This is a genomic window from Neisseria elongata subsp. elongata, assembly GCF_900113545.1.
Taxonomy (GTDB): domain Bacteria; phylum Pseudomonadota; class Gammaproteobacteria; order Burkholderiales; family Neisseriaceae; genus Neisseria; species Neisseria elongata.
The window spans coordinates 53,923-78,654 of record NZ_FOPS01000011.1 but is presented as its reverse complement, the minus strand read 5'-3'; the positions used below and the strand labels follow the sequence as shown (position 1 = coordinate 78,654).

Annotated in this window: 27 protein-coding genes and 1 tRNA gene; 9 read left to right on the top strand and 19 right to left on the bottom strand. The window is 54.7% G+C overall.

The genetic code is table 11. The features are described from left to right. From BM261_RS10230 to BM261_RS10205, 5 genes are all read right to left on the bottom strand, one after another. Positions 1–273 (bottom strand): transposase (locus BM261_RS10230; protein ID WP_143095775.1); only part of this gene is annotated, 273 nt, incomplete at its 3' end. A gap of 738 nt (positions 274–1,011) precedes the next feature. Further along, positions 1,012–1,097: transfer RNA gene (locus BM261_RS10220), tRNA-Leu, on the bottom strand. A 19-nt stretch (positions 1,098–1,116) separates the two neighbouring features. Further along, on the bottom strand, positions 1,117–1,458 hold the full coding sequence (secG, locus tag BM261_RS10215; RefSeq protein WP_074897917.1) for a preprotein translocase subunit SecG: 342 nt from the start codon (positions 1,456–1,458) through the stop codon (positions 1,117–1,119). 4 nt (positions 1,459–1,462) lie between these two features. Further along, positions 1,463–2,218 (bottom strand): triose-phosphate isomerase, encoded by a 756-nt coding sequence (gene tpiA / locus BM261_RS10210; protein ID WP_074897915.1) that lies wholly within the window; start codon positions 2,216–2,218, stop codon positions 1,463–1,465. A 74-nt stretch (positions 2,219–2,292) separates the two neighbouring features. Continuing rightward, the gene (locus BM261_RS10205) at positions 2,293–3,162 is read right to left on the bottom strand and encodes a lipid A biosynthesis lauroyl acyltransferase (protein WP_074897913.1); all 870 of its coding nucleotides are present in this window, start codon (positions 3,160–3,162) and stop codon (positions 2,293–2,295) included. 119 nt (positions 3,163–3,281) lie between these two features. Between BM261_RS10205 and rbfA the strand changes: the two genes are divergently transcribed. The 4 genes from rbfA (at position 3,282) to rpsO (ending at position 5,700) form a co-directional block, all read left to right on the top strand. Next, positions 3,282–3,653, top strand: coding sequence for a 30S ribosome-binding factor RbfA (gene rbfA / locus BM261_RS10200; protein ID WP_003775535.1), 372 nt, complete (start codon positions 3,282–3,284; stop codon positions 3,651–3,653). A 1-nt stretch (position 3,654) separates the two neighbouring features. Further along, the gene (locus tag BM261_RS10195; protein ID WP_074897911.1) at positions 3,655–4,185 is read left to right on the top strand and encodes a hypothetical protein; all 531 of its coding nucleotides are present in this window, start codon (positions 3,655–3,657) and stop codon (positions 4,183–4,185) included. Positions 4,186–4,293: 108 nt separating this feature from the next. Next, positions 4,294–5,208: a tRNA pseudouridine(55) synthase TruB gene (truB, locus tag BM261_RS10190; RefSeq protein ID WP_074897909.1), complete on the top strand. Its 915-nt coding sequence runs from the start codon at positions 4,294–4,296 to the stop codon at positions 5,206–5,208. Positions 5,209–5,430: 222 nt separating this feature from the next. Beyond that, entirely contained in the window at positions 5,431–5,700 is a 270-nt protein-coding gene (gene rpsO / locus BM261_RS10185; protein ID WP_003775527.1) for a 30S ribosomal protein S15, read from the top strand. Positions 5,701–5,872: 172 nt separating this feature from the next. On the opposite strand, the gene BM261_RS10180 is transcribed toward rpsO, so the two are convergent. Beyond that, positions 5,873–7,396 (bottom strand): fumarate hydratase, encoded by a 1,524-nt coding sequence (locus BM261_RS10180; protein ID WP_049248778.1) that lies wholly within the window; start codon positions 7,394–7,396, stop codon positions 5,873–5,875. A gap of 180 nt (positions 7,397–7,576) precedes the next feature. Between BM261_RS10180 and BM261_RS10175 the strand changes: the two genes are divergently transcribed. Continuing rightward, positions 7,577–8,239 (top strand): NAD(P)H-dependent oxidoreductase, encoded by a 663-nt coding sequence (locus BM261_RS10175; RefSeq protein ID WP_074897907.1) that lies wholly within the window; start codon positions 7,577–7,579, stop codon positions 8,237–8,239. A gap of 35 nt (positions 8,240–8,274) precedes the next feature. After that, on the top strand, positions 8,275–8,772 hold the full coding sequence (locus tag BM261_RS12780) for a hypothetical protein (RefSeq protein ID WP_218149076.1): 498 nt from the start codon (positions 8,275–8,277) through the stop codon (positions 8,770–8,772). A gap of 352 nt (positions 8,773–9,124) precedes the next feature. On the opposite strand, the gene pth is transcribed toward BM261_RS12780, so the two are convergent. The 8 genes from pth to BM261_RS10130 all read right to left on the bottom strand — a co-directional run bounded on the left by pth (position 9,125) and on the right by BM261_RS10130 (position 15,168). After that, a complete protein-coding gene (gene pth, locus BM261_RS10165) occupies positions 9,125–9,697 on the bottom strand; it encodes an aminoacyl-tRNA hydrolase (RefSeq protein ID WP_049248780.1) in 573 nt (190 codons plus the stop codon). An 8-nt stretch (positions 9,698–9,705) separates the two neighbouring features. Beyond that, positions 9,706–9,996 carry an RnfH family protein gene (locus BM261_RS10160; protein ID WP_049248781.1) on the bottom strand — a complete coding sequence of 97 codons (291 nt, stop codon included), beginning with the start codon at positions 9,994–9,996 and terminating at the stop codon, positions 9,706–9,708. Then, positions 9,989–10,420, bottom strand: coding sequence for a type II toxin-antitoxin system RatA family toxin (locus BM261_RS10155; RefSeq protein ID WP_049248782.1), 432 nt, complete (start codon positions 10,418–10,420; stop codon positions 9,989–9,991). Before BM261_RS10155 ends, BM261_RS10160 begins: the two co-directional genes overlap by 8 nt. 113 nt (positions 10,421–10,533) lie before the next feature. After that, the gene (locus tag BM261_RS10150) at positions 10,534–11,580 is read right to left on the bottom strand and encodes an ABC transporter permease subunit (RefSeq protein ID WP_074897905.1); all 1,047 of its coding nucleotides are present in this window, start codon (positions 11,578–11,580) and stop codon (positions 10,534–10,536) included. Between the two features lie 28 nt (positions 11,581–11,608). Continuing rightward, positions 11,609–11,812, bottom strand: coding sequence for a DUF2788 domain-containing protein (locus BM261_RS10145; RefSeq protein WP_003775499.1), 204 nt, complete (start codon positions 11,810–11,812; stop codon positions 11,609–11,611). A gap of 129 nt (positions 11,813–11,941) precedes the next feature. Next, positions 11,942–13,114 carry an O-succinylhomoserine sulfhydrylase gene (metZ, locus tag BM261_RS10140; RefSeq protein WP_074897902.1) on the bottom strand — a complete coding sequence of 391 codons (1,173 nt, stop codon included), beginning with the start codon at positions 13,112–13,114 and terminating at the stop codon, positions 11,942–11,944. A 133-nt stretch (positions 13,115–13,247) separates the two neighbouring features. Beyond that, positions 13,248–13,925, bottom strand: a complete 678-nt coding sequence (gene lolD / locus BM261_RS10135; protein WP_074897900.1) for a lipoprotein-releasing ABC transporter ATP-binding protein LolD — start codon at positions 13,923–13,925, stop codon at positions 13,248–13,250. Continuing rightward, positions 13,918–15,168: a lipoprotein-releasing ABC transporter permease subunit gene (locus BM261_RS10130; RefSeq protein ID WP_074897941.1), complete on the bottom strand. Its 1,251-nt coding sequence runs from the start codon at positions 15,166–15,168 to the stop codon at positions 13,918–13,920. The genes lolD and BM261_RS10130 overlap by 8 nt, the downstream gene beginning before the upstream one ends. A 168-nt stretch (positions 15,169–15,336) precedes the next feature. Here BM261_RS10130 and ttcA point away from each other — a divergent pair, with 168 nt between their 5' ends. Further along, the gene (gene ttcA, locus BM261_RS10125; RefSeq protein WP_074897939.1) at positions 15,337–16,272 is read left to right on the top strand and encodes a tRNA 2-thiocytidine(32) synthetase TtcA; all 936 of its coding nucleotides are present in this window, start codon (positions 15,337–15,339) and stop codon (positions 16,270–16,272) included. Between the two features lie 174 nt (positions 16,273–16,446). Here ttcA and BM261_RS10120 read toward each other — a convergent pair whose 3' ends face one another. From BM261_RS10120 to gyrA, 3 genes are all read right to left on the bottom strand, one after another. Continuing rightward, the gene (locus tag BM261_RS10120; protein WP_074897898.1) at positions 16,447–17,235 is read right to left on the bottom strand and encodes a TrmH family RNA methyltransferase; all 789 of its coding nucleotides are present in this window, start codon (positions 17,233–17,235) and stop codon (positions 16,447–16,449) included. A 315-nt stretch (positions 17,236–17,550) separates the two neighbouring features. Continuing rightward, a complete protein-coding gene (locus BM261_RS10115; protein ID WP_074897896.1) occupies positions 17,551–18,828 on the bottom strand; it encodes an O-acetylhomoserine aminocarboxypropyltransferase/cysteine synthase family protein in 1,278 nt (425 codons plus the stop codon). A gap of 88 nt (positions 18,829–18,916) precedes the next feature. Then, a complete protein-coding gene (gene gyrA, locus BM261_RS10110; protein ID WP_074897894.1) occupies positions 18,917–21,682 on the bottom strand; it encodes a DNA gyrase subunit A in 2,766 nt (921 codons plus the stop codon). 525 nt (positions 21,683–22,207) lie between these two features. Here gyrA and BM261_RS10105 point away from each other — a divergent pair. After that, complete coding sequence (locus tag BM261_RS10105) at positions 22,208–22,423, top strand: hypothetical protein (protein ID WP_074897892.1); 216 nt, start codon at positions 22,208–22,210, stop codon at positions 22,421–22,423. Between the two features lie 73 nt (positions 22,424–22,496). Then, positions 22,497–22,820 (top strand): low molecular weight protein tyrosine phosphatase family protein, encoded by a 324-nt coding sequence (locus BM261_RS10100; RefSeq protein WP_049249726.1) that lies wholly within the window; start codon positions 22,497–22,499, stop codon positions 22,818–22,820. 92 nt (positions 22,821–22,912) lie between these two features. On the opposite strand, the gene BM261_RS10095 is transcribed toward BM261_RS10100, so the two are convergent. Together BM261_RS10095 and BM261_RS10090 are read right to left on the bottom strand one after the other, a co-directional pair. Then, positions 22,913–23,452, bottom strand: a complete 540-nt coding sequence (locus tag BM261_RS10095) for a C40 family peptidase (protein ID WP_074897936.1) — start codon at positions 23,450–23,452, stop codon at positions 22,913–22,915. A gap of 86 nt (positions 23,453–23,538) precedes the next feature. Next, a complete protein-coding gene (locus BM261_RS10090; RefSeq protein WP_074897890.1) occupies positions 23,539–24,504 on the bottom strand; it encodes a PhoH family protein in 966 nt (321 codons plus the stop codon). Positions 24,505–24,732 lie beyond the last annotated feature (228 nt).

The following is a 24,732-nucleotide window of genomic DNA, read 5'->3' as shown; positions in this document are numbered from 1 at the left end:
GCAAAACAGGTTGAAATCGATGCGGGTGATGAGGCTGTGTTCGAGTTCGGGATCGGAGAGGCTGTGCCATTGGCCGAGCAGGACGGCTTTGAACATAGACAACAGGGAATAGGCGGGACGGCCGCGGTGGTCTCTAAGGTAACGGGTTCTTTGACGATTCAGGTATTGCTCGATCGGTTGCCAATCAATCACCTGATCCAACTTCAATAGTGGGAAGCGGTCGATGTGTTTGGCAATCATGGCTTGTGCGGTTTGTTGGAAGAAGGTGCTCATGAGAAATCCCCTAAATGTCTTGGTGGGAATTTAGGGGATTTGGGGGGGATTTTGCAAAGGTCTCAGCCTGTTAATTCTTCCGCCAAGATTATTTTGCATTGCTGCTTTCCTCTATCGCGTATGCCGCGTTACACAGTATTGCACTGAATTATATTATTGAATCTTCAAGTCAAATATTGATAAACAGAAAAAGCCGCCTGAAAAATCGGGCGGCCTTTTAGTAAAGGTTAAGATCAAAAAGGTTATGGGCTTTATATCTGCTTCAGGGCTTGGCGGTATCGTTCGCACAAATAGTCACTATACTACTGCATTATTTCGTGCCGTTCGTTCATGTAGTCTGTTCTAAGGTATGCCGCCCTGATGCGGTCTTCCTCCACATGGACTATGTGGTATTTAGGCGGAAGATTTTGCCGCCTGCGAGGTAACTTCGAGATACAGGCCGCCGCCGTCAAACAGTTTGACTTTCTTCCCTGCTTCGGTCGGCTAGGGTTCATGATTTGGCGGTCATTCAGCTTCATTTTTACAGTATTTTTTCGGGGTATTTTTCAGATACCGCAAGAGATCCCGTAAATTTTAGGTTGATTCGATTACATGGCAATGGGCGGGATTAGACAATCGGAAAGGGGCAAGCAGGATAGCAATCAGCCTGTAAGCCCCGTGGTTATTAGGTTTGATTTATGACATTGGACGGTATAAGACAGAAAAAAACCGCTTAGATGTCTAAGCGGTTTCTTGTGATGGTGCCGACAGCGAGACTTGAACTCGCACAGCCTACGGCCACTACCCCCTCAAGATAGCGTGTCTACCAATTTCACCATGTCGGCATAATTCGTTGTTTTTAATTTAATTTCCACCAGCCGGAGAGGAAGGGGCATTTGATGGAGCGGTATGTGCAGGCATTGTCTGTTGTACATTTCCAAAATCCAGCTTGCTTTTGCCAGAATGGGTAGAAATATAAGTTAATGCCAAACAAGTTGCAAAAAAGATTACTGTTGCAATAGCCGTACTGCGGCTGAGAAAATTACTGTTACCTGCAGAACCAAATACGCCTTGTGCGCTACCGCTACCGCTGGCAAATGAGGCTCCTGCATCTGCGCCTTTGCCGTGCTGCATCAATACCAAAAGGATGACGCTTAATCCGGCAAAACCGTTTACGATCATAATCAGTGTTTTAAATGCTTCCATAATTTCAAGCTTGCTCTGCTGCCCGGATAATGTCGGAAAATGCTTCGTAGGTTAAAGAAGCTCCTCCAACCAAAGCACCATCCACATGCGGAACGGCAAAAATATCTGCTGCGTTCGCTGGATTGACACTACCACCGTAAAGAACGCGGATTTTAGCATCGTTCCCGCACAATGACAATATTTCGCTATAAATAAATGCGTGCATATCGGCAATTTGTTCTTTATTGGCAACTTTTCCCGTACCTATAGCCCATACCGGTTCGTATGCAACGGCGAAACAGTCGGTTTTCAAACCTTTCAAAACGGAAAGCTGATAGGCAACGGCTTCTTTTTCGCGGTCGTCTTCACGTTCTTTTAAGCTTTCGCCCACACACAATAATGGCGTTAGGCCGACGGCAAGGACATTCTCGATTTTGTGCCGTTGGATATCGTTTTTTTCGTTGAAATACAGGCTGCGTTCGGAATGGCCGATTAAAACGACATCGACGCCGACATCTTTCAGCATTTCGGCCGAGACTTCGCCTGTATAAGCTCCGTTTCCTGCAAAACGGCTGACGTCTTGGGCGCAGGTGTGGATGGTATTGTTCAACACGATTTGCACGGCGTTGTGCACTTGGGACAAATACACTGTCGGCGGGGCAATGCCGATACATACTTTTTGCTGTACGGGCATGCTGCGCAATTTATGCACGAGCGCATTGTTATTTTGCAGACGGCCGTTCATTTTCCAGTTGCCGATTACCCATTTTTTATCCCACATCGTTCAAATCCTCGTTTTAGAACGGGCGTGATTGTACCCGAATTTGTCGGCCCGCAGTAGCCGAACGGACGTTGTCAATAAAACTCCGCTTCTCCGTCCGGCCTGGTTTTGAAGCGTTTGTGCAACCAATAGTATTGTTCCGGCATTTCGCGTATCCGTGCTTCGATAAAATTATTCATGGTCTGCGCGTCTGCTTCTGGATTATCCGTGGGAAAGTCATCCCAGGCCGGGTAAAAGCGCAACTCCACCGTACCGTCGGGCAAACGTGTCGGAATGGCGGGAATGACCTTGGCGCGCGTTAAGGCCGCGATACGGCTCAGTCCGGCAATCGTAGCCGTCTGAATACCGAAAAAACGGACGAATACCGAGTCTTTGCGGCCGAAATCCTGATCAGGCAGATAAAGGAAGGGCGCATTGCTTGCTTTGATCTGCTTGATAATCGCACGCAAACCTTCGTTACGTCCGATAAGGAAGACATTATTATAGCGGTGGCGGCCTTTCAGGATTTGCTCGTCCAGTGCCGCATTTTTCTGGTGCGAATACATGCTGATCAGCGGCACATCTTGGTTCAGCGCATATACGGCCAATTCGAAGGCCGTAAAATGCGGGTACAGCAAAATCACTTTTTCGCCTGCAGCCAGCGCGTCGTCGAAGAAATGCTTGTCCCGATAACGCACCAGTTTTTTCAGACGGCCTGCATCTCCATACCAATACAGACCATACTCGGCCAACAGCCTGCCCATATGTTTGAAATGCTCTTTCAAAACAGCGGTTCGCCGCTTTTCGTCCCATTCGGGAAAACACTTGGCCAGATTGATTTGCCCGACGCGGCGGCGCGGGGCAACCAAATAATAGCTCAAGATACCGATCATGCGGCCGATTGCCCCGATGGCGGAAAACGGCAGTAACTGGATCAGATACAAAACGGCAAACAGAATCTTCATTTCTCTTTTTTCAGACGGCCTGTCGGGTAAAAGCGGGCATTATACGGCAATTGGGCTATAATGCGCCCCGATTTGAAAGCGGCCGCGTGCCGCCGAATGCCATAAAAAAGGAAGGACATATGAACAAAAACCATCGCGGCTATGCCAGACAAGACCGTGTAAAAGAACAAATCATGCGCGAATTGGCCGAGCTGGTGCGCCGCGGCCTGAAAGACCCGCGCGCCGGCTTTATTACTATCAACGACGTGGAAGTTACCCGCGACTACAGCCACGCCACCGTTTACTATACCGTTTTGGACGACGCAACCCGCGACATCACCGCAGAAGCATTGGAACACGCCAAAGGCTTCCTGCGCAGCGAATTATCCAAACGCATCAAACTGTTCCGCATTCCGGAGCTGCATTTCCAATACGACCAATCCTTGGAGCGCGGTATGAGCATTTCCCACCTGATCGAACAAGTGGCGGCGGAAAAACCGGTGGAAGACTAATATGGCCCATTTAATCCTCCATCCGCTGGAAGGCTTGGAAATTTCAGGCAGAGGCCGTCTGAATTTCGGCCAACACAAAGACGATGCTGTAACTCTCTTGGGTGAACCGTCGCAGCAAAACGACCACGTCCTCTACTACGACCTGCTCGACTGCCACATCTATTTCGACCACCACGGCATCATCGATTTTTTCGACATCCCCGAAGGCCCTTTCCTGCAAACAGGCAACAGCGTCGAAATCTACGGCTGCAACCCGTTCGCCCTGCCGTCCGACCAACTGTACGCCCTATTGGCCGAACACAACGCCGGCGGCAAAATCACCGGCGACGCACCTTATGGCTACCGTTTCTGCAACATCAATACGGCCATCTGGCGCGAGACCCATGAAGAAGAAATCCGGCAAATGATGGAAGAATTTCCGCACGAAGCCGAACACCTCGCCCTCGAGCTGCCGAAAGGCAATTACTATTGGAGCATAGGCATAGGCTCGAAAGACTGTTACAGCAAAACCCCAAAACGTTTCCTACCCTGAGGGGCCGTCTGAACAGCACAATCCGAGGCCGTCTGAAAATACAGTTTGCAAACCGTTTTCAGACGGCCTTTCAAACATCTCCCCCTGCAAAACGGATTCATACCGAATATGACAGCCAAACCCGCCAGACGCCCCGTCAACGGTGTCCTCCTGCTCGACAAGCCCGAAGGACTTTCCAGCAACACCGCCCTGCAAAAAGCCCGCCGCCTCTACAACGCCGAAAAAGCGGGGCATACCGGCGTGCTCGACCCTTTGGCAACCGGACTTTTGCCCGTCTGCTTCGGCGAAGCGACCAAGTTCGCCCAATACCTGCTGGATGCCGACAAAGCCTACACCGCCACGCTGAAACTCGGCGAAGCCAGCAGCACGGGCGATGCCGAAGGCGAAATCATCGCCACCGCCCGCGCCGATATTTCCTTAGCCGAATTTCAAACGGCCTGCCAAGCCCTGACAGGCAACATCCGCCAAGTGCCGCCGATGTTTTCCGCCCTCAAACACGAAGGCAAACCGCTGTACGAATACGCCCGCAAAGGCATCGTCATCGAACGCAAACCGCGCGACATCACCATTTACGCCATTGATATTACCGAGTTTGACGCACCCAAAGCCGTCATCGACGTACGTTGCAGCAAAGGCACCTACATCCGCACCCTCAGCGAAGACATCGCCAAACACATCGGCACATTCGCCCACCTGACCGCCCTGCGCCGCACCGAAACCGCCGGTTTCACCATCCGCGAAAGCCACACGCTCAAAGCCTTGGCAGAATTAAACGAAGCCGAACGCGACGCCCTGCTCCTGCCTTGCGACGTTTTAGTGCGGCACCTCCCCAAAATCGAACTGAACGACCGCGCCGTCGAAATGTTGCAGCACGGCCAGCGTCCCCAGTTTTCAGACGGCCTCCCGAACGACAAACCCTTCCGCATCTACAACAAAAACGGCCGCTTCATCGGACTGGCGCACTATCAGGAGGAAATAGGCCGTCTGAAAGCCCTTCGCCTGATGGATACCAAACAGGCTTAACCCAACCCGGCCCGGCCCGGCAAAACCCGCAGGCCGTCTGAAAACCGACACCGATACGGTTCCGCGTACAATGCCCTAAAAAAACGTGCGCACGCCGGAAGCTTATGGCATAATGTCGCCTCGTCCGTTCGGCCTGCCCAGAAGGACGGATTCGGAGTTTGCCCGGTTCAGGCTAGGCAAACTTGTCTGCCGCAAGGCTTTATTTTTTGGAGTTTTTCAATTATGGCACTGTCCGTAGAACAAAAAGCACAAATCGTTAAAGATTTCCAACGCAAAGAAGGCGATACCGGTTCGTCTGAAGTACAGGTAGCACTGCTGACCTTCCGCATCAACGACCTGACCCCGCACTTCAAAGCCAACCCTAAAGACCACCACAGCCGTCGCGGCCTGTTGAAAATGGTCAGCGCACGCCGCCGCCTGTTAGGCTACCTGCGCCGCACCAAACCCGACACCTACCGCGAACTGATTACCCGTCTGGGTCTGCGTAAATAATTTGTGCGCCTCATTAAAAACCGGAACGGTACAATACCGTTCCGGTTTTTTGACATTTAATTGATGCCTGAATCAGCCGGAACAATCCTTATCTTTCAATCCACCCATATCAATCAGGCCGTCTGAAAACTTTGTTGTCGGTTTTCAGACGGCCTGATTGGTTTGTTGCCGTTTAGGCTTCTACCGGAATGATGCCGATTTTGGCCTGCCATTGTTTCGGCGCGACGGCATGGACGGATTGTCCTGCCGCATCTACCGCCACCGTTACCGGCATGTCTTTCACTTCAAACTCGTAAATCGCTTCCATGCCCAAATCGGCGAAGGCGACGACTTTGGCCTGCTTGATGGCTTTGGCCACCAGATAGGCCGAACCGCCGACCGCCATCAGGTACACGGCTTTGTTGTCGGCAATCGCCTGACAGGCCGCCGCGCCGCGTTCGGATTTGCCTATCATACCCAAAAGGCCGGTTTGTTCGAGCATCTGACGGGTGAATTTGTCCATGCGGGTGGCGGTGGTCGGACCGGCGGGGCCGACCACTTCGTCGCGCACGGGATCGACCGGGCCGACGTAGTAAATCAGTTTGCCCGACAAGTCCACAGGCAGTTTTTCGCCTTTGTCCAGCATATCGGTCATGCGTTTGTGGGCGGCATCGCGGCCGGTGTAGATTTTGCCGTTCAAGAGCAGCACGTCGCCCATTTTCCATGTAGCCACTTCTTCTTTGGTCAGCTTGTCCACATCGACGCGGCGGCCGTTTTTCGGGTTGTAGGTAATGTCCGGCCAGTCTTCGATGGTCGGCGGGGTAAGCACGGCGGGGCCGCTGCCGTCCAGTTCGAATTCGACGTGGCGGGTGGCGGCGCAGTTCGGAATCATGGCCACGGGTTTGGACGCGGCGTGGGTCGGATAATCCAGGATTTTCACGTCCAGCACGGTGGTCAGGCCGCCCAAGCCTTGCGCGCCTATGCCCAAGGCGTTTACTTTTTCAAAGAGTTCCAGGCGCAGGGCTTCGACGGTGGAGAGTTCAGCGCCAGATGCGGCTTTTTCCTGCAATTCGTGGATGTCGATGTGGCTCATCAGGGATTCTTTGGCCAACAGGGCGGCTTTTTCGGGCGTGCCGCCGATGCCGATACCCAAAATGCCCGGCGGACACCAGCCCGCACCCATGGTCGGCACGGTTTTCAAGACCCAATCAACGATGCTGTCGGACGGGTTGAGCATGGCCATTTTGGATTTGTTTTCCGAACCGCCGCCTTTGGCCGCGCAGGTTACTTCGATTTTGTCGCCCGCCACGATTTCCATGTGGACGACGGCGGGGGTGTTGTCTTTGGTGTTTTGGCGTTTGCCGGCCGGATCGGCCAAAACGGATGCGCGCAGTTTGTTGTCGGGATTGGTATAGGCACGGCGCACGCCCTCGTTTACCATTTCTTGAACGCTCATTTGCGCGTCCCATTGTACGTTCATGCCGACCTTCAAAAAGACGGTGGCGATGCCTGTGTCTTGGCAGATGGGGCGGTGGCCCTCGGCGCACATGCGGCTGTTTACCAGAATCTGCGTCATCGCGTCTTTGGCGGCAGGATTCTCTTCTTTCTCCCAAGCCTTGCCCAGGGCTTTGATGTAATCGACGGGATGGTAGTAGCTGATGAATTGGAAGGCATCGGCGATGCTTTGGATAAAGTCTTCCTGTTTGATTACGGTCATTTTGCGTTCCTTTGGGTTTGTTTTTTTCTTTCAGACGGCCTGCCGCATGATTGGCAATATTCGGGCAGCCATAACGCGGCAGGATAGCACAAAGGCCGTCTGAAAAACAGTTTCAGACGGCCTGCTTTGCAGGGTTCGCGTTATAATCCCCCCACTATCCAACCGAATAAGGAAACGAAGATGTTTAATATCGACAAACAGCAGGTTTTGGACGCGTTCCGCCACCGCCGTGCCACCCGTGCCTACGACCCGTCCAAAAAAATCTCACCGGACGATTTTGCCTATATTCTGGAATTGGCACGGCTCTCGCCCAGCTCCATCGGTTCGGAACCGTGGCAGTTTTTGGTGGTGCAGAACGCCGAGCTGAGAGGCCGTCTGAAACCGGTAAGCTGGGGCATGGCCTCGCAAGTGGACGACTGCAGCCATTTGGTGGTGATACTGGCGAAGAAAAACGCCCGCTGGGATTCCGCCTTCCTGCGTGCGGGCCTGGAAAAGCGCGGCTTGGACGAAGAAGGGATGCAGCGTGCTTTGGCGGTTTACGAAAAATTCCAAAAGCACGACATGAAAACCGCCGATGACGAGCGCGCGCTTTTCGACTGGTGCTGCAAGCAGACCTACATCGCCTTGGGCAACATGATGAGCGGTGCGGCAATAATCGGCATCGACTCCTGCCCGATAGAGGGTTTCGATTATGAAGAAGTGAACCGCATTTTGGCCGAAGCCGGCGCATTCGACCCGCAGGAATGGGGCGTGTCGGTGATGGTTACCTTCGGCTACCGCGCACGCGATATCTCACCGCGCAGCCGCAAGCCGATTGACGAAATCGTGAAGTGGCTGGAATAAACGGCCGAAACACCGTGCAAACAGGCGGCACCGCCATGCCGCCTCCTCCAGACAATCCGCACACGACACAATCAATCATGGCAAACCGCAATCTTTTCCCCGTCAAACGCCTCAGCCCCTCAAATGCCTTTTTATCGGCCGCAGAAGGCCATTTGAGCCTCTGCATCTGCTTCCGCCCATTCGTTTGGGACGGTGAAACTACCGAAACTTCCCTGAACATCGATTTATACAACGTGCTGCCCTCGCCCTATCCGCGCGACTTGGCCGGCCTGCAACGCACCTTCGGCGAAATTGAAAACGGTTTTGCCGACGAAGGCGCGCCCGAGCCCGAATGCTCTTTGGACGGCAGCCTGTATTTGGACGGCAAACACCATCCCGTTATCATCCGAAGCCTGTCCTTCCTCCCCAACCGCAACCGCACCGCGCTGACCCTGATGGTGAAAGGGGAATACCTGTTTGAGTTCGAAGGCCTGAACGATTACGCCGATACGCCGTTTACCTTGAACGCCCCGTTATGGTCGAACGCCGTATGAAAACGCAATATGCCCGATGGCGCATCCAAGCCCTACCGTACAAAATAGAGGCCGTCTGAAACTGTTTTTCAGACGGCCTTCAAGTTATTCGGCATACAGGGAATAGAGAGGGTGCCAACCCATTATCGGCATTAGCTTACGCAAACTGCGCGGGCATCCAGGGCAACTCAATCGAACACCTTTTTTGTCCGACAAACTTCTGTTCGGACATACCCGGGTTCCCGCCTGCGCGGGAATGACGACTAACGGCAGATTCCGTATCGTCAATACAAGTGAATCGGCCATCAACGAATAATCATCGCGCCGTACAAAACAGAGGCCGTCTGAAACTGTTTTTCAGACGGCCTCCCTGTTATTTCGCATGCAGGAAACGGGTGGCGGCTTCGCGGTCGCCCGCCATAATCAGCGGCAGGCCTTGCAGCGATTTTTCGATTGCCTTGTCTATCAGGGCGCGGTCTTCGGCACTCGGCTTGTTCAACACATAGCCGACCACCAGATTGCGGTCGCCGGGGTGGCCGATGCCGAGGCGCAGGCGGTAGAAGTCCGGCGTGCCGAATTTGGCCTGTATGTCTTTCAAACCGTTGTGCCCGCCGTTGCCGCCGCCGAGCTTGAAGCGGATTTGGCCGCAGGGAATGTCGAGTTCGTCGTGGGCGACGAGGATTTCCTCCGGCCGGATTTTATAAAACTGCGCCAAAGCGGCGACAGCTTTGCCGGAGAGGTTCATGTAGGTGTCGGGTTTCAAAAGCCAGACTTCGCCTTCGGGGCGGCTGACGCGTGCGGTGTGGCCGAAGTATTTTTTTTCGTGCTTCCACACGGCCTTCCACTGCCGGGCGAGTTCGTCTAAAAACCAAAAGCCCGCGTTGTGGCGGGTGTGTTCGTATTCTGTGCCCGGGTTGCCCAGGCCGACGATTAGTTTGATGCTCATATTCCGGGTTATCGTTTGATTTTGTTGCGGCCGCCGTCGGACACGCGGCGGCGGCGGGCTTCTTTGGGGTCAATCAGCAGCGGGCGGTAGAGTTCCACCCTGTCGTGTTGCCGCAAAACGGTATCGTCGGCGACCTGTTTGCCGAAAATCCCCAGCGGCGCGTGCAAATCGGCTTCGGGAAAGGCGGCGGACAGGCCGCTTTGCAAAACGGCTTCGCGGGCGGTTGTGCCTTCCTCGACGGCCAGTTGCTGCAAAAACTGTTTTTTATCCGTGCCGTAGGCGACTTCGATGTCAATCATAGCGTTTGTCCGCTTCGGCGATGAAGGATTCCACCAGCCGGCCGGCCAAGTGGCTGAAAACGGGGCTGATCAGGGCGGAAAGCATGGGGTTGGCAAAATCATATTCGAGGCGGAATTCGATTTTGCAGCAGTCGCCGCCCAAATCGATGAAATGCCACCGTCCGCGCAGGGTTTTGAACGGCCCTTCCAGCAGTTCCATGCGGATTTCGCGGCCGGGGATGTTGCGGTTGTGGGTGGCGAAGGACTGCTTTACGCCTTTATAGTCCATATACAGGCGGGCTTTGAGTTCGTCGCCTTCGCGCGAGATGACTTCGGTCTTGCCGTACCATGGCAAAAATTCGGGGTAGTCTTCGACTTTGTCCACCAGCTCGAACATTTGCTGCGCGCTGTGTGCCACCAATATGTTTTTTTCTACGGTTTTCATGTGTCCGCCGTTCGGGAAAAGGCGGCATTATATAGCGAAATGCGGTGTTTCGGGGCTTCGGGATAGGATGGAGGCCGTCTGAAAACCGGCTTTCAGACGGCCTGAATGCAGATTCAGCGGCCGCTGCCGAAATGGATGCGCGGATCGGCCCAGGCGTAGGACAAATCGGTCAACAGGCGGGCGGTCAGGCCCATCAGGGTAAAGACGTAGAGCGTGCCCATCACGACCGGGTAGTCGCGTTTGAGTACCGCTTCGTAGGACAACAGTCCGAGCCCGTCGAGGGAAAACAGGGTTTCAATCAGCAGGCTGCCGGTGAAAAACGCACCGATGAAGGCGGCCGGAAAACCGGTAATCAGCGGAATCATGGCGTTGCGGAAGATGTGTTTGAACAGGATTTTCCGTTCGGGCAGGCCTTTGGCGCGGGCGGTATAGACGTATTGGCGGCGGATTTCTTCGAGGAAGACGTTTTTGGTCAAAACGGTGGTAACGGCCAGGCTGCCGGCAACGGAGGCGGTAACGGGCAGGGCGATGTGCCAAAGGTAATCGGCGATTTTTCCCGCAGTGGAGAGTTGCTCCCAGTTGTCGCCCGTCAGTCCGCCTTGCGGAAACCAGGCGAAGAAGCTGCCGCCGCCGAACAACACCAGCAGCAACAGGCCGAGCACGAAGGGCGGGATGGTGTAGCCGACGAGGATGACGAGGCCGGTCAGGGTATCGAAACGGCTGCCGTCGCGCACGGCTTTCATGATGCCCAACGGGATGCAGATGAGGTAGGTGAGGAAGAAGGTCCACAGGCCGAGGCTCATGGAAACGGGCAGCTTTTGGCGGATGAGTTCGGCCACGGTTTCGTGGTGGAAGAAGCTGTTGCCGAGGTCGAAGCGGGCAAAACGCGCCAGCATTTCGCCGAAGCGGGTCAGCGGCGGTTTGTCGAAACCGTAGAGGGCGTTGAGGGCGGCGATGTCGTCGGCATTCAGGCGCGTGCGGCCCGCCATGCTGCCGCCGCCCGATGCCGCTTCCGCCGCCGCACCGCTGCCGGAAAGTTCCGCCATCAGCTGTTCCACCGGCCCGCCGGGCACGAATTGGATAATCAGGAAGGTGAGCGCGAGTATGCCGAGCAGGGTCGGAATCAGCAAAAGCAGGCGTTTGAACAGGTAGGGCAGCATGGGCGGTATTCCTCAGGCCGTCTGAAAATTATTTTTTCATCAAAAAGCCGATTAACAGCTCTTTGAACAGGAAACCGAATACGCCCAGCCCGAGTACGAAGAACAGGATGAACATGCCGAACTTGCCCGCATTCGATTTTTTGCCGAGGTCGTAAACGATGAAGCCGATGAAGATGACGAGTACGGTGAGGCCGATTTTCATGGCCCAGGCGGAGAATTGCGCTTCAGTCATGTGTGTTTTTTCCTTTTTTGATGTTGTGTGTTTGCCGCTGTACCGGGCAGGCGGGAAGCCGTCTTTCCAGTTTGCCGTCCGTTTGTTTTTCAGACGGCCTCCATTTGCCGAAGGCCGTCTGAAAGCGGTTTATGATGCCATTGCCTGTGCCAAATCGGCAATCAGGTCGTCGGCGTGTTCCAGACCGACGGAGATGCGCAGCAGGCCTTCGCGGATGCCCGCGGCGTATTTCGCTTCGGGCTGCATTTTGCCGTGTGTGGTCGTCCACGGGTGCGTGATGGTGGAGCGCACGTCGCCCAGGTTGGCGGTTTTGGAGAAGATTTTAACGCTGTCGAGCAGTTTCCATGCGGCTTCCTGCCCGCCCCGGACTTCAAACGCCAAGACGATGCCGCCTCCGGACTGCTGTTTTTTCACCAATTCGGCCTGCGGGTGGTCGGCGAAGCCGGAATGGTAAACGCGCTCGATTTGCGGCTGCCGCCGCAGCCATTCGGCGATTTTTTCGGCATTGGCACATTGCTGCGCGATACGCAGCGGCAGGGTTTCCACGCCGCTGAGCAGCACCCAGGCATGAAACGGTGCCATCGACATGCCGCAGGCGTTCATGTAAACCTGTACCTGCTGCATCAGTTCGGTGCGTCCGACCACCACGCCGCCCTGCACCCTGCCCTGCCCGTCTATCGCCTTGGTGGCGGAGTGTACCGACAAGTCTGCGCCGAATTTCAGCGGCTGCTGCAAAATCGGGGTCAGGAAGCTGTTGTCAACCACCAGCAGCGCGCCCGCCTGATGGGCGATGTCGGCCAGCTGTTCCAAATCGGCCACTTCGTTGAGCGGGTTGGACGGGGTTTCGAGGAACAGCATTTTGGTGTTCGGGCGTACGGCGGCGCGCCATTCGTCCAAATCGGTTTGCGAAACGAAGCTGATTTCGATGCCGAAGCGGGCGATGTGGTTGTTCAGCAGGCCCATGGTGGTGCCGAACAGGCTGCGGCTGCAAATCAGGTGGTCGCCCGCGCTGAGGAAGGTCAGCAGGGCGGCGTTGATGGCGGCCATGCCGGTGGAGGTGGCCACGGCCGCCTCGCCGCCTTCCAAAATGGCGATGCGTTTGGCGAAGGCGGCGGTGGTGGGATTGGCGGTGCGGCTGTAGGTAAAGCCGGCCTTCTCGCCTTTGAAGAGTGCTGCTCCGTCGGCCGCGCTGTCAAACATGAAGCTGCTGGTGATAAACAGTGCCTGGTTGTGTTCATTGTAGTTGGTTTGTTCTTTCGCGCCCCGGATGGCCAGGGTTTCGGGATGGAGTTCTCCGTTCATGATCCTCTTCCAATGTGAAGTTCGGTAAAGAACGCATTTTGCGCCTCTTCAGCGGGTGTTTCAAGCATTGAGGCCGTCTGAAAACGGATTGCCGGACGGGAAATGCGTTTTCAGACGGCCTGATGCCTTCGGTTTAAGCCGACAGCGCGCCGTCGGTCATGTTCAATACGCGGTCGAAACGGGCGGCCATTTCGTCGTCGTGGGTGACCACCACCAGCGCGGTGCCGAGTTCCTGCTTCAGTTCCATCATCATGTCGAGGATGTTGAGGGCGTTTTTGCGGTCTAGGTTACCGGTCGGCTCGTCGGCCAGCAGGCAGGCCGGGTCGGTAACCAGCGCGCGGGCGATGGCGGCGCGTTGGCGTTCGCCGCCCGAAAGTTCGCCCGGCCGGTGCAGTACGCGGTCTTTCAGGCCGACTTTTTCCAGCATCAGCAATGCCCGTTCCCGCGCCTGTTCTTTCGGGCGTTTGCCGATCAGGAGGGGCATCATCACGTTTTCCAAGGCGGAAAATTCAGGCAGCAGGTGGTGGAACTGATAAACGAAGCCGAGATATTGGTTTCTCAGCCCGCTCAATTGCTTCTGGCTCAACTGGGACAAGTCCTGCCCCATCAGGGAAACACGGCCGGAAGTCGGTTTGTCCAGCCCGCCCAAGATGTGCAGCAGGGTAGATTTTCCGCTGCCCGACGCGCCGACGATGCCTATGCTTTGGCCTTTGTCTACCTGCAGGGTCAGGTTGTCCAACACCTGCACATTCAGTTGGCCGTCGTAATAATTTTTACAGACGGCCTCGCAAGCCAATATGGTGTTACTCATAACGCAAAGCCTCCGCAGGTTCGGTTCGCGCCGCACGCCAGCTCGGATAAAGCGTTACCAGCAGCGACAGGCCGAGGGAAATGGCGACGACCGCCGCCACGTCGCTCCAAAGGACGTGCGAGGGCAGATAGTCGAGGAAATATACTTTTGATTCGATTAACTTGCGCCCCTGCAGGTTTTCCACCCATTTCAGAATGTCGCCGATATTCACCGCCAGCAACAGGCCGAGCACGGTGCCGATGGCCGTGCCGATTAAACCCAGCAGCGTGCCTTGAACGAAGAATATCTTCATGATGCCCGAAGGCGGCATACCCTGCGTGCGTAAAATAGCGATTGCCGACTGTTTTTCGGTAACGGTCATAATCAGGGTGGAAATCAGGTTGATTGACGCCACCAGGCTGATGAAGAACATCACGACAAACAGCATTTTCTTTTCCAATTCCACGGCATTGAAATACGATTGGTTGCTGAACGTCCAATCGCGCGCCCACACGCGGTCGGCCGCATCGGCCGGCAGGAGCTTGGGCACGATGGCCGGTGCGTTTTGCGGATCGGCCAGTTTCAGGCGCAGGCCGGCAAAACCGCCTTCAAAGCGGTAGAGCGTCCGTGCGTCTTCGATATGGGTCAGCGTCAGCGTATTGTCCAATTCGTAGAGACCGGTCTTCACCACGCCCACTACGTTGAACTGCTTCAGCCTCGGCACCACGCCGGCGGGCGTAACGTTGCCTTCGGGCGTAATCACCGTTACCTTGCCGCCCACTTCCGCACCCAGTTCGTTGGCCAATTCCTGGCCGAGGATGATGTCGAACTCGCCCGGTTTCAAATCTTCAAATTTACCGGCCGTCATTTTCTTCCAATAATCGACGACCTGCTTCTCTTCTTGCGGGTCTATGCCGCGTACCTGCACGCCGCGCACCACGCCGTTGTTGGCCAAAAGCGCCTGATCGGCGATATAGGGGGCGGAGCCGAGAACGTCCTTATTGCCCGCCACCATTTTGCGCAAATCCTGCCAGCTGCCGCCGTTTTCCGTATCGTAAAAGCCGATTTCGGCATGCGGCGCGACGCTGAACAATTGGCTGCGCACGTCTTTCTGAAAGCCGTTCACCACCGACAGGACCACAATCAGCGCCATCACGCCGATGGCGATGCCGATGATGGAGATAATGCCGATAAACGACATAAAGCCGCTGCGTTTTTTCGCCCGCAAATAGCGCAGGCCTATCCATGTTTCTAAAGAAATCATCGTTTGTTTGCGGTTTCCGGAAAAAATAAAGGCCGCATTGTACCGCAAAAGGCCGTCTGAAAGCCGCCCTCCCGTCCGATGGGTGCCGCATCCTTTTCAGACGGCCTCAAAACGGGGTGTTTCCGCTATAATCGCGCCCCAACCGAAAACAAACCGAAACACATAAAAATGTCCAACAAACCGAAACACGAACACGAAGCAAACAAACTGCAAAAACGCCTGCGCCACGCCGTCGGCGACGCGATTAACGATTTCAACATGATAGAGCCGGGAGACAAAATCATGGTCTGCCTCTCCGGCGGCAAAGACAGCTACGCCCTGTTAGACATCCTGCGTCAGCTCCAAGCCAGCGCGCCGATTGATTTCGAACTGGTTGCCGTCAATCTTGACCAAAAACAGCCGGGCTTCCCCGAAGAAGTGCTGCCGACCTATCTCGAAAGCATAGGCGTGCCGTACAAAATCGTCGAAGAAGACACCTACTCCACCGTCAAACGCGTATTGGACGAAGGCAAAACGACTTGTTCGCTGTGCAGCCGCCTGCGCCGCGGCATCCTCTACCGCACCGCCAAAGAATTGGGCTGCACCAAAATCGCCTTGGGACACCACCGCGACGACATCCTCGCCACCTTGTTTCTGAATATGTTTTACGGCGGCAAGCTCAAAGCCATGCCGCCCAAGCTGGTGAGCGACAACGGCGAACACATCGTCATCCGCCCGCTGGCGTATGTGAAAGAAAAAGATTTGATTAAATACGCCGAACTGAAGCAATTCCCAATCATCCCGTGCAACCTTTGCGGCTCGCAGCCCAACCTGCAACGCCAAGTCATCGGCGACATGATGCGCGATTGGGACAAACGCTTCCCGGGCCGCATTGAATCCATGTTCTCCGCCCTGCAAAACGTCGTCCCTTCCCATCTCGCCGACCCCGAGCTTTTCGATTTCGCCGGCTTGAAACGCGGTCAAAACCTCAAGCACGGCGGCGATTTGGCCTTTGACAGCGAAACCCTGCCCGCCCGTTTCGACAGCGGGGAAGACGAAGACAGCATCAGCCTCACCAAACCGCGCAAAGTCATCAACATCCTCGACAGCCGCCCGAAAAATTAAACGGCAGCCGTTAAATATCAAAAGGCCGTCTGAAAACCCGACATTCCGTCAAACGGGTTTTCAGACGGCCTTTGTTTTTTGTTTTCGATGTGATTGAAGGGCAAATTCCGCTTCATCGTCAATAGCGGCAAGGGAACATATGCCGCCCTACTCGGCCATACTTTTCAGACGGCCTCACTCCGCCGCAGGCAAACGCTGGCGCATTTGCTCGAACAGGCACACCGTAGCCGCCATGGCGACGTTGAGCGATTCGGTGTTGCCGGCCATCGGGATTTTAACCGTCCGGTCCGCAACCCGGCGCATTTCTGCACTGACGCCCGCTCCTTCGTTGCCGAACAGCCAGCCGCAGGGTCCGCGCAAATCCAAACCGTACAGGCCGCACGCGCGTTCGTCGAGTGCGGTGGCCAGCAGCGGCGGACGGTAACCCTGCCGCCAAACGGCCAAATCGGTATCGGGATGCAGCGTCAGCAGGAAATGCGCACCCATGGCCGCACGCAGGACTTTCGGCGACCACACGTCGGCGCAATCCGCACCGAGCACGATGTCGCGCACGCCCGAAGCGGCCGCGCTGCGCAATATGGTGCCGATATTGCCGGGGTCCTGCACCCGCTCCAGCACGACGCAGTCGCCGTCTTCCGGCAGTTTTGCGGCGGACGGCAGCTTAATCAGCGCGACGATATTTCCGCCCTCCCCCAATCCGGTCAGCCTGCCCAGTATCGGCGCGGCGACGGAAACGGTTTTTTCAGACGGCATCCGTTGCAGCAATGCCGATATTTCGGCATCTTCCAAACGGTTTTCCGCCACATACACGCATTCCGGCCTGCCGCCTGCGTTCAAAAAGGCTTCCAAAAGGTGCGTACCTTCAAGCAGGGTTTGGCCGAAAGCGCGCCGTTTGGCGGCGGAGGCGGCGAGTTTGGCCAGATGTTTGATCCGGCTGTTTTGGGCGGAGGCAATGTGTTCCATAGTATGGGCGGAAGTCGGTCGGGAGGTGGATAAAAACAGGCTGCCGAAGCGGCAGGCGGATAAACGGCTGTTCGGTCGTTCAGCTGCATTTCGGTTCAAAGGAAACGGCCTTTCAGATGCCTAAGCATCCGAATAACCCGTTCGGCACGATTTGTATCTACGGGGCAGCGGGCTTGAATGGCTTTGTAGCGACAGGGGCTTTATCGAGGCCGTCTGAAAACCGGTATTGCCCAAATGGGGAAAGAGTTTTCAGACGGCCTCTTAAATAGGGGCGGCAACTTGGCAGTTTTTGCACCTAAATATTACTGCTACCCGCTATACCCGTGCCGCTTCCAATGCCTGCGCCAAGTCGGCAAGCAAATCGTCGATATGCTCGATGCCCACGCTCAGGCGTACCATATCGGAGCTGACGCCCGCTGCGGCGAGTTCGGTATCGTCAAGCTGGCGGTGGGTAGTGGTGGCGGGATGGGTGGCAAGCGATTTGGCATCGCCGATATTCACCAAGCGCAAGAAGAGTTGCAGTGCGTCGATAAATTTTGCACCGGCTTCGCGTCCGCCTTTAATGCCGAAACTCAGCAAACCGGAGGCTTTTCCGCCGTAGTCGCGGTCGATTAAGTTTTTGTACGGGCTGTCAGGCAAGGCGGGATAGTTTACCCATTCGACCTGCGGGTGTTTCTTTAAGAATTCGGCTACTTTCAAGGCGTTTTCACAATGACGCTCCATGCGTAGGGCGAGGGTTTCCAAACCTTGCAGCAGTAAAAACGCGCTGTGCGGCGATAGGGCGGCACCGGTATTGCGCAGCGGGACGACGCGGGCGCGGGCGATGTATGCGGCCGCACCAAAATGCTCCCAGTAGTTTACTCCGTGGTAGGACGGGTCCGGTTGGTTGAAGGTTCGGTCAAAACGCGGATTACCTGCCCATTGGAATTTGCCGCCGTCGATAATGGCACCGCCAATCGTTGTGCCGTGCCCGCCGATGTATTTAGTTAAGGATTGGATAACGATGTCGGCGCCGTGTTCGATGGGACGAAACAGCGTGGGCGTGGCGACGGTGTTATCCACCATCAGTGGCAGCCCTTGTGCGTGTGCGGCTTGGGCGAATGCCTGAATATCGACGACATTGATGGCGGGATTGCCGATGGATTCGCAATACACCAGTTTGGTTCGGCTGTCGGTATTGGCGGCGATTTCTTCAGGTTTGGCAGGATCGATAAAGCGCACTTCTATGCCTTGACGCGGCAGGCTGTGGGCAAAGAAATTGTATGTGCCGCCGTAGAGGGTTTTGGTTGCGATGATGTTGTCGCCTGCTTCAACCAATGTTTGAACGGCATAGGTAATTGCCGCCATACCGCTGGCAACAGCCAATGCGGCAATGCCTCCTTCCAGACGGGCGACACGTTCTTCTAAAACAGCGGTGGTCGGATTCATGATGCGGGTGTAGATATTGCCCGCTACATCAAGGTTAAACAGGTCTGCGCCATGCTGCGTGTTGTCGAAAGTGTAGGAAGTGGTTTGGTAAATCGGGACGGCAGCGGATTTGGTGGTCGGTTCGGATTGATAGCCTGCGTGCAGGGCGATAGTTTCCCGTTTCATATGAATATCCTTGTAGTGAATTAAACATTGATAAATAGAGGCCGTCTGAAAAAACATAGATTGTTTTTCAGACGGCCTGTTTCTTGCTTTATTGCGGTGTATTGTCTTCTGTCGTTACGTTTGACTCGGTAGTGTTTTCTTCACCTGAAGCTGACGCGTCTTCCGGCTCTTCCGCTACCCGCTCGAGGCTGACCAGTTGTTCGCCTTCGTCCAGATTGATCAGACGTACACCTGCTGCGGCGCGGCCGGTTTCGCGGATTTGTTCGACTTTGGTGCGGATGAGGACGCCGCCACTGGTAATCAGCATCAGGTCGTCGGTTTCGCTAACCAAAGTTGCAGCAACCAAATCGCCGTTGCGCTCGCCGGTATTGATGGCGATATTGCCTTGTCCGCCTTTGTTTTTACGGCTGTAATCGGCAATCGGGGTACGTTTGCCGTAGCCGTTGGCGGTGGCGGTCAGCACTTGCAAATCGCTTTGCGCGGCTTCGGGTGCAAAAGTAATCAGGCTGACGATTTTTCCGTCGGCAGGCAGGCGCATACCGCGCAGGCCGCCGCTGCCGCGACCGGACGGACGGACGCCATGTTTGCCGCTTGGCAGGGCATTTTCGTTGTCGGCGGTTTCGTCTTCGAGGTCGTCTGAAATCTCGGTTTCGATGTCGGCATCTTCCGCTTCGTCGTTACCGGATTTTTCCCAGTATTCGTTGAAGCGGATGGCTTTACCCAAGTTGGAGAACAGCATGATGTCGTCCGAGCCGCTGGTTTGCGCGGCGCCGACGAGGTAGTCGCCTTCTTTGAGCGCGATGGCTTTGATGCCTTGGCTGCGGACGTTTTTAAAGGCTGAAAGCTGGACTTTTTTCACCATGCCTTGTGCAGTGGCGAAGAAGACGTATTGGTCTTCGGGGAATTCGCGCACGGCGAGGATGGCGCTGACTTTTTCGCCTTCTTCCAACTGGATGACGTTGTTAATCGGACGGCCGCGGCTGTTGCGTCCGCCTTCGGGCAGTTTGTAAACCTTAATCCAGTGGCACTTGCCGAGATTGGTGAAACACATCAAATAGTCATGCGTGTTCGCGACGAACAAGGTTTCGATGAAGTCTTCATCTTTGGTGGCCGCCGCCTGTTTGCCGCGCCCGCCGCGACGCTGCGCCTGATAGTCGGTGGTCGGCTGGGTTTTGATATAGCCGCCATGTGTCAGGGTAACGACCATTTCGCGTTGCGGAATCAGGTCTTCATCGGCAATGTCGCCGCCGAACGGGTTGATTTCGCTGCGGCGTTCGTCGCCGAAATTGGTTTTGGTTTCTTCCAATTCTTCGCGGATGATTTGGGTGATGCGTTCCGGTTTCGCCAAAATGTCCAAAAAGTCGATGATTTTTGCCATGATGTTTTTGTAGTCGCCGACGATTTCTTCTTGGTCGAGGCCGGTAAGGTTGCGCAAGCTCATACGCAGGATGGCGTCGGCCTGGATTTCGCTCAGATAATAGCCTTGTTCCTGTAAGCCGAGGTTGGCGGGCAGGCCTTCGGGGCGTGCCATGCGCAGGTCGAGGTCGGTACGGCTCAGCATGTCTTCCACCAAGCCGCTGCGCCATGCGCGGGACAGCAGTTTTTCTTTGGCTTCAGGCGCGTCGGCGGATTCTTTAATCAATCGAATCATCTCGTCGATATTGGACAGGGCGACGGCTTTACCTTCGGCAATGTGACCTTCATGACGCGCTTTTTTCAGGCGAAACAAAGTGCGGCGGGTAACGACTTCGCGACGGTGGCGCAGGAATTCCGCCAAAATCTGTTTCAGATTCAACAGGCGCGGCTGACCGTCCACCAAAGCAACCATATTGATGCCGAAGCTGTCTTGAAGCTGGGTGAGTTTGTAGAGTTGGTTTAAAACGACTTCGGCGTTTTCATTGCGTTTCAATTCGATAACGACGCGCATACCGGATTTGTCGGATTCGTCGCGCAGGTCGGATACACCTTCCAACGTTTTTTCGCGCACCAATTCGCCGATTTTTTCCACCAGTTTGGCTTTGTTCACCTGATACGGAATTTCGTCGATGATAATGGCTTCGCGTTCGCCGTTTTTGCCTATGGGTTCGATATGGGTTTTACCGCGCATGACGACGCGGCCGCGGCCGGTTTTATAGCCTTCGCGCACGCCGCTCAAGCCGTAGATGGTTGCGCCGGTCGGGAAATCGGGGGCTTGCAGGATGTTGATCAATTCGTCGATTTCGGTTTCGGGTTCATCCAAAAGACGCAAACAGGCATTGATGGTGTCGGTGAGGTTGTGCGGCGGGATGTTGGTCGCCATACCGACGGCGATACCGGACGAGCCGTTGACCAACAGCGCGGGGAAGCGGGTCGGCAACACCAGCGGCTCGTGTTCGCTGCCGTCGTAGTTCGGACCAAAATTGACGGTTTCTTCTTCGATGTCCGCCAGCATTTCGTGGGCGATTTTCGCCATGCGGATTTCGGTATAACGCATGGCCGCGGCGCCGTCGCCGTCAACCGAACCGAAGTTGCCCTGACCGTCGATTAAGACGTAGCGCATCGAAAAATCCTGCGCCATGCGCACGATGGTGTCGTAAACCGCGGAATCGCCATGCGGATGGTATTTACCGATGACATCGCCGACGATACGCGCCGATTTTTTGTAGGCGGCGTTCCAGTTGTTTTTCAGCTCGTGCATGGCGTAAAGCACGCGGCGGTGCACCGGCTTCAAACCGTCGCGCACATCGGGCAGCGCGCGGCCGACAATCACGCTCATGGCGTAATCGAGATAGCTTTTGCGCATTTCGTCTTCAAGGCTGACGGGCAGGGTTTCGAGTGCGAATTTATGGTCGTTGCGGATAGTTGCGTCGGTCATGGTTGAATTTTATAAAAGAAATTTCGCCGAATTTTAACATAAATGTATAGAGGGTGTCCCAGACAAGCAGGGCAGCTGTCTTTTAAAGCGGGTCCATTCGACTTCCGTCACGGTAGTACGGCATACCATCTCAAGGGAAATAAATTTCTAAGCTAATGAAACATTAAGCAAATCATGCCCTACTACCCGCAATGGCCATCCCCGCTTTATCTTCCGTTCAACCATCCTACCGATTGTTTCCAAATAAAAATTGAAACTTTTACCTTACTATCGTCCATACGCTGCCGATGTTCACTCAAGCACGCCTAATTATTTGTAATGTTTGCTCTTTATATGCCAAAGGCCGTCTGAAAACATTCGGGATGGTTTTCAGACGGCCTTTAACCAACCCGGCAAGCCGGTTACTGGTACAAACGATAAACTTTCGCTATAATTCCGTTTTCATTATTTATTGCCGAACAACCGGACACATAAAAAATCGCGGCTGCTGAACCCGATTTTCGAAACAAAGTTAGAAAGTAGATAATGGACAATTTAGACCGAAGCCGCAGCCGTGCATGGCGGCGGCATCAGGCAAAACGACCCAGCCATCGCGTACACGGCAAAAACCTTTTTGAGGGCAAGCCTGAGAAAAAGTGGGATTTGATGTATTTCCGCAGGAATAAAGTCAAGCGCGCGCAAAAACTGGGCTTTGTTTACCCCTTCAGGCAGCATGAATTTGAAGCCGAATGGTTTGATTAACTTAAAAAACACATTTCGATTTCATCGAGATGATTTTCACGAGGCGGATATTTTTCCGCCTTTTTTAATTTCTATGAACGCACTTTTTATTTGCAGCCGCAACCAATGGCGCAGCCCCACTGCTGAGCTTGTGTTTCGCCGTTACCCGAATGTTCAAACCCGTTCCGCGGGCACAAGCCCCAATGCGCGGCGCACTGTTTCTGCTGCCGACATCGCATGGGCGGATAAGGTTTTTGTCATGGAGCAAAAGCACAAAAACCGCCTGTCGGCGCAGTTTCCCCGCGCTTTGCGGCACAAAGAAATCATCGTATTGGATATTCCCGATGATTACCGCTATATGGACGAAGATTTGATTGGGATATTGAAGGAAAGTGTCGAACATTATTTGCCCAAATAGCAAATATGTTGAAAACAAAAGGCCGTCTGAAACACGCGACATGGTTTTAACTTCGTTGAAACTGCGTTTTCAGACGGCCTTTTGCTGCGGAATTAAAAAAACGTGCCCGCCTTAACCAAACGTTGCGCGTAATACGGCTTGCTCAGGCTTTCGGTCTGCACCGTGCTGCCGGAACGGGGGGCGTGAAGGAATTTTCCACCGCCCAGATAGAGGCCAACGTGCGAAATGCCCGAGCCGGAGGTGTTGAAAAATACCAAATCGCCGGTTTGCAGGTCGCGCGTGCTGATGGTGCGGCTGGCGGCGGCCATATCGCGCGAACTGCGCGGCAGGTTCACGCCGAGGGCGTTTTTGTAAACATATTGGATCATGCCGCTGCAATCGAATCCGGTATCGGTGCTGCCGCCCCAGCGGTAGGGGGTGCCGACCAAATCCATGCTGTGCAGCATCAGTTCCTGCCCGCCGGCGGTGCGGTTGATGTGGCCGATGCGGATGTTTTTGGGCGTTTTGGCGGCAGCCTGTGGTTTATGTTTGGTTTTATGGCTGCCGGTTTTGATTTTTCCGCCGCTGCCGCCGCAGGCGGAGAGTCCGAATGCGGCGGCGGCCAGCAGCATGAGCAATGCTTTGTTCTTCATCATTCTTAATCGTTTATTCTTGTATTCAGGTCGTCTGAAGGCGCTGTTTCAACGAAGTGAAACTTATCTTCCGGCCAAAATCAGTTTCAGACGGCCTCTCTGCCTTCTTCCGCCGCTTCGTAGGCTTCAACGATGCGCTGCACCAACGGATGACGCACCACATCCTCACTGGTAAAGGTGTGGAAATACAGCCCTTCCACATCGCGCAGTTTTTCCTTGGCGTCCTTCAGGCCGGATTTGATGTTTTTCGGCAAGTCGATTTGACTCAAATCGCCCGTGATGACGGCTTTGGCACCGAAGCCTATGCGGGTCAGGAACATTTTCATTTGTTCGGGTGTGGTGTTTTGCGCCTCGTCCAGAATCACATACGCGCCGTTGAGCGTGCGGCCGCGCATATAGGCCAATGGTGCAATTTCTATCAGGCCTTTTTCCAACAGTTTGGTTACGCGGTCGAAACCCATCAAATCGTACAGCGCGTCATACAGCGGGCGCAGGTAGGGATCGACTTTTTGCGTCAGGTCGCCGGGCAGGAAGCCGAGTTTTTCGCCTGCCTCGACTGCGGGGCGCACCAGCACGATGCGTTCGATTTGGTGTTTTTCCATCGCATCGACTGCGGCGGCCACCGCCAGATAGGTTTTACCCGTACCTGCAGGACCCAGCCCGAACACGATGTCGTGGTTCAGCAAGGCGCGGATGTAGCCGTTTTGGCGCGGGGTGCGCCCGCCTATGCTGCCGCGTTTGGTTTGCAGGTAATACTGTTTGTCCTGCCGCTGTTCGGTGTGTTCCGCATCGGCCGTTTTTGCCGCCACGGCCGCCAACTGGATGTCGTCCTCGTTCAAATCCCGGCCCTCGGCCAGCCCCGCCAATTCAATTAGCGCACGGCGGCCTGCGTGGGCATAATTTCCGATAAAGGTAAAACGTTCGAAACGGCGGCTGATTTGGATGTCCAAGGCTTTGCCCAATGTGGCCAAATGGGCATCGAGCGGCCCCGTCAGGCGTTGCAGGACGGTGTTGTCCATGTCTTCGAATTGCAGGTGTACGGTGTGGGTCATAACAATCGTGAAAAATCGGTTAGCGGAAAACGATGGCAAATATGGACTGTTTAAGCAGGAAAATCAAGCGACGAAACCCTTCAATCCATATTTTTAAAACCAATTTATAACGATAATACCTTTCATTTATTTAGATTTGATATTAATATTCTCTTTTTTTCAAGCAGCCTGCCCTGCCAAATCAATCAGAAAAACAGGAGAATCCAAGAGATGAGTTTTCATAAAATA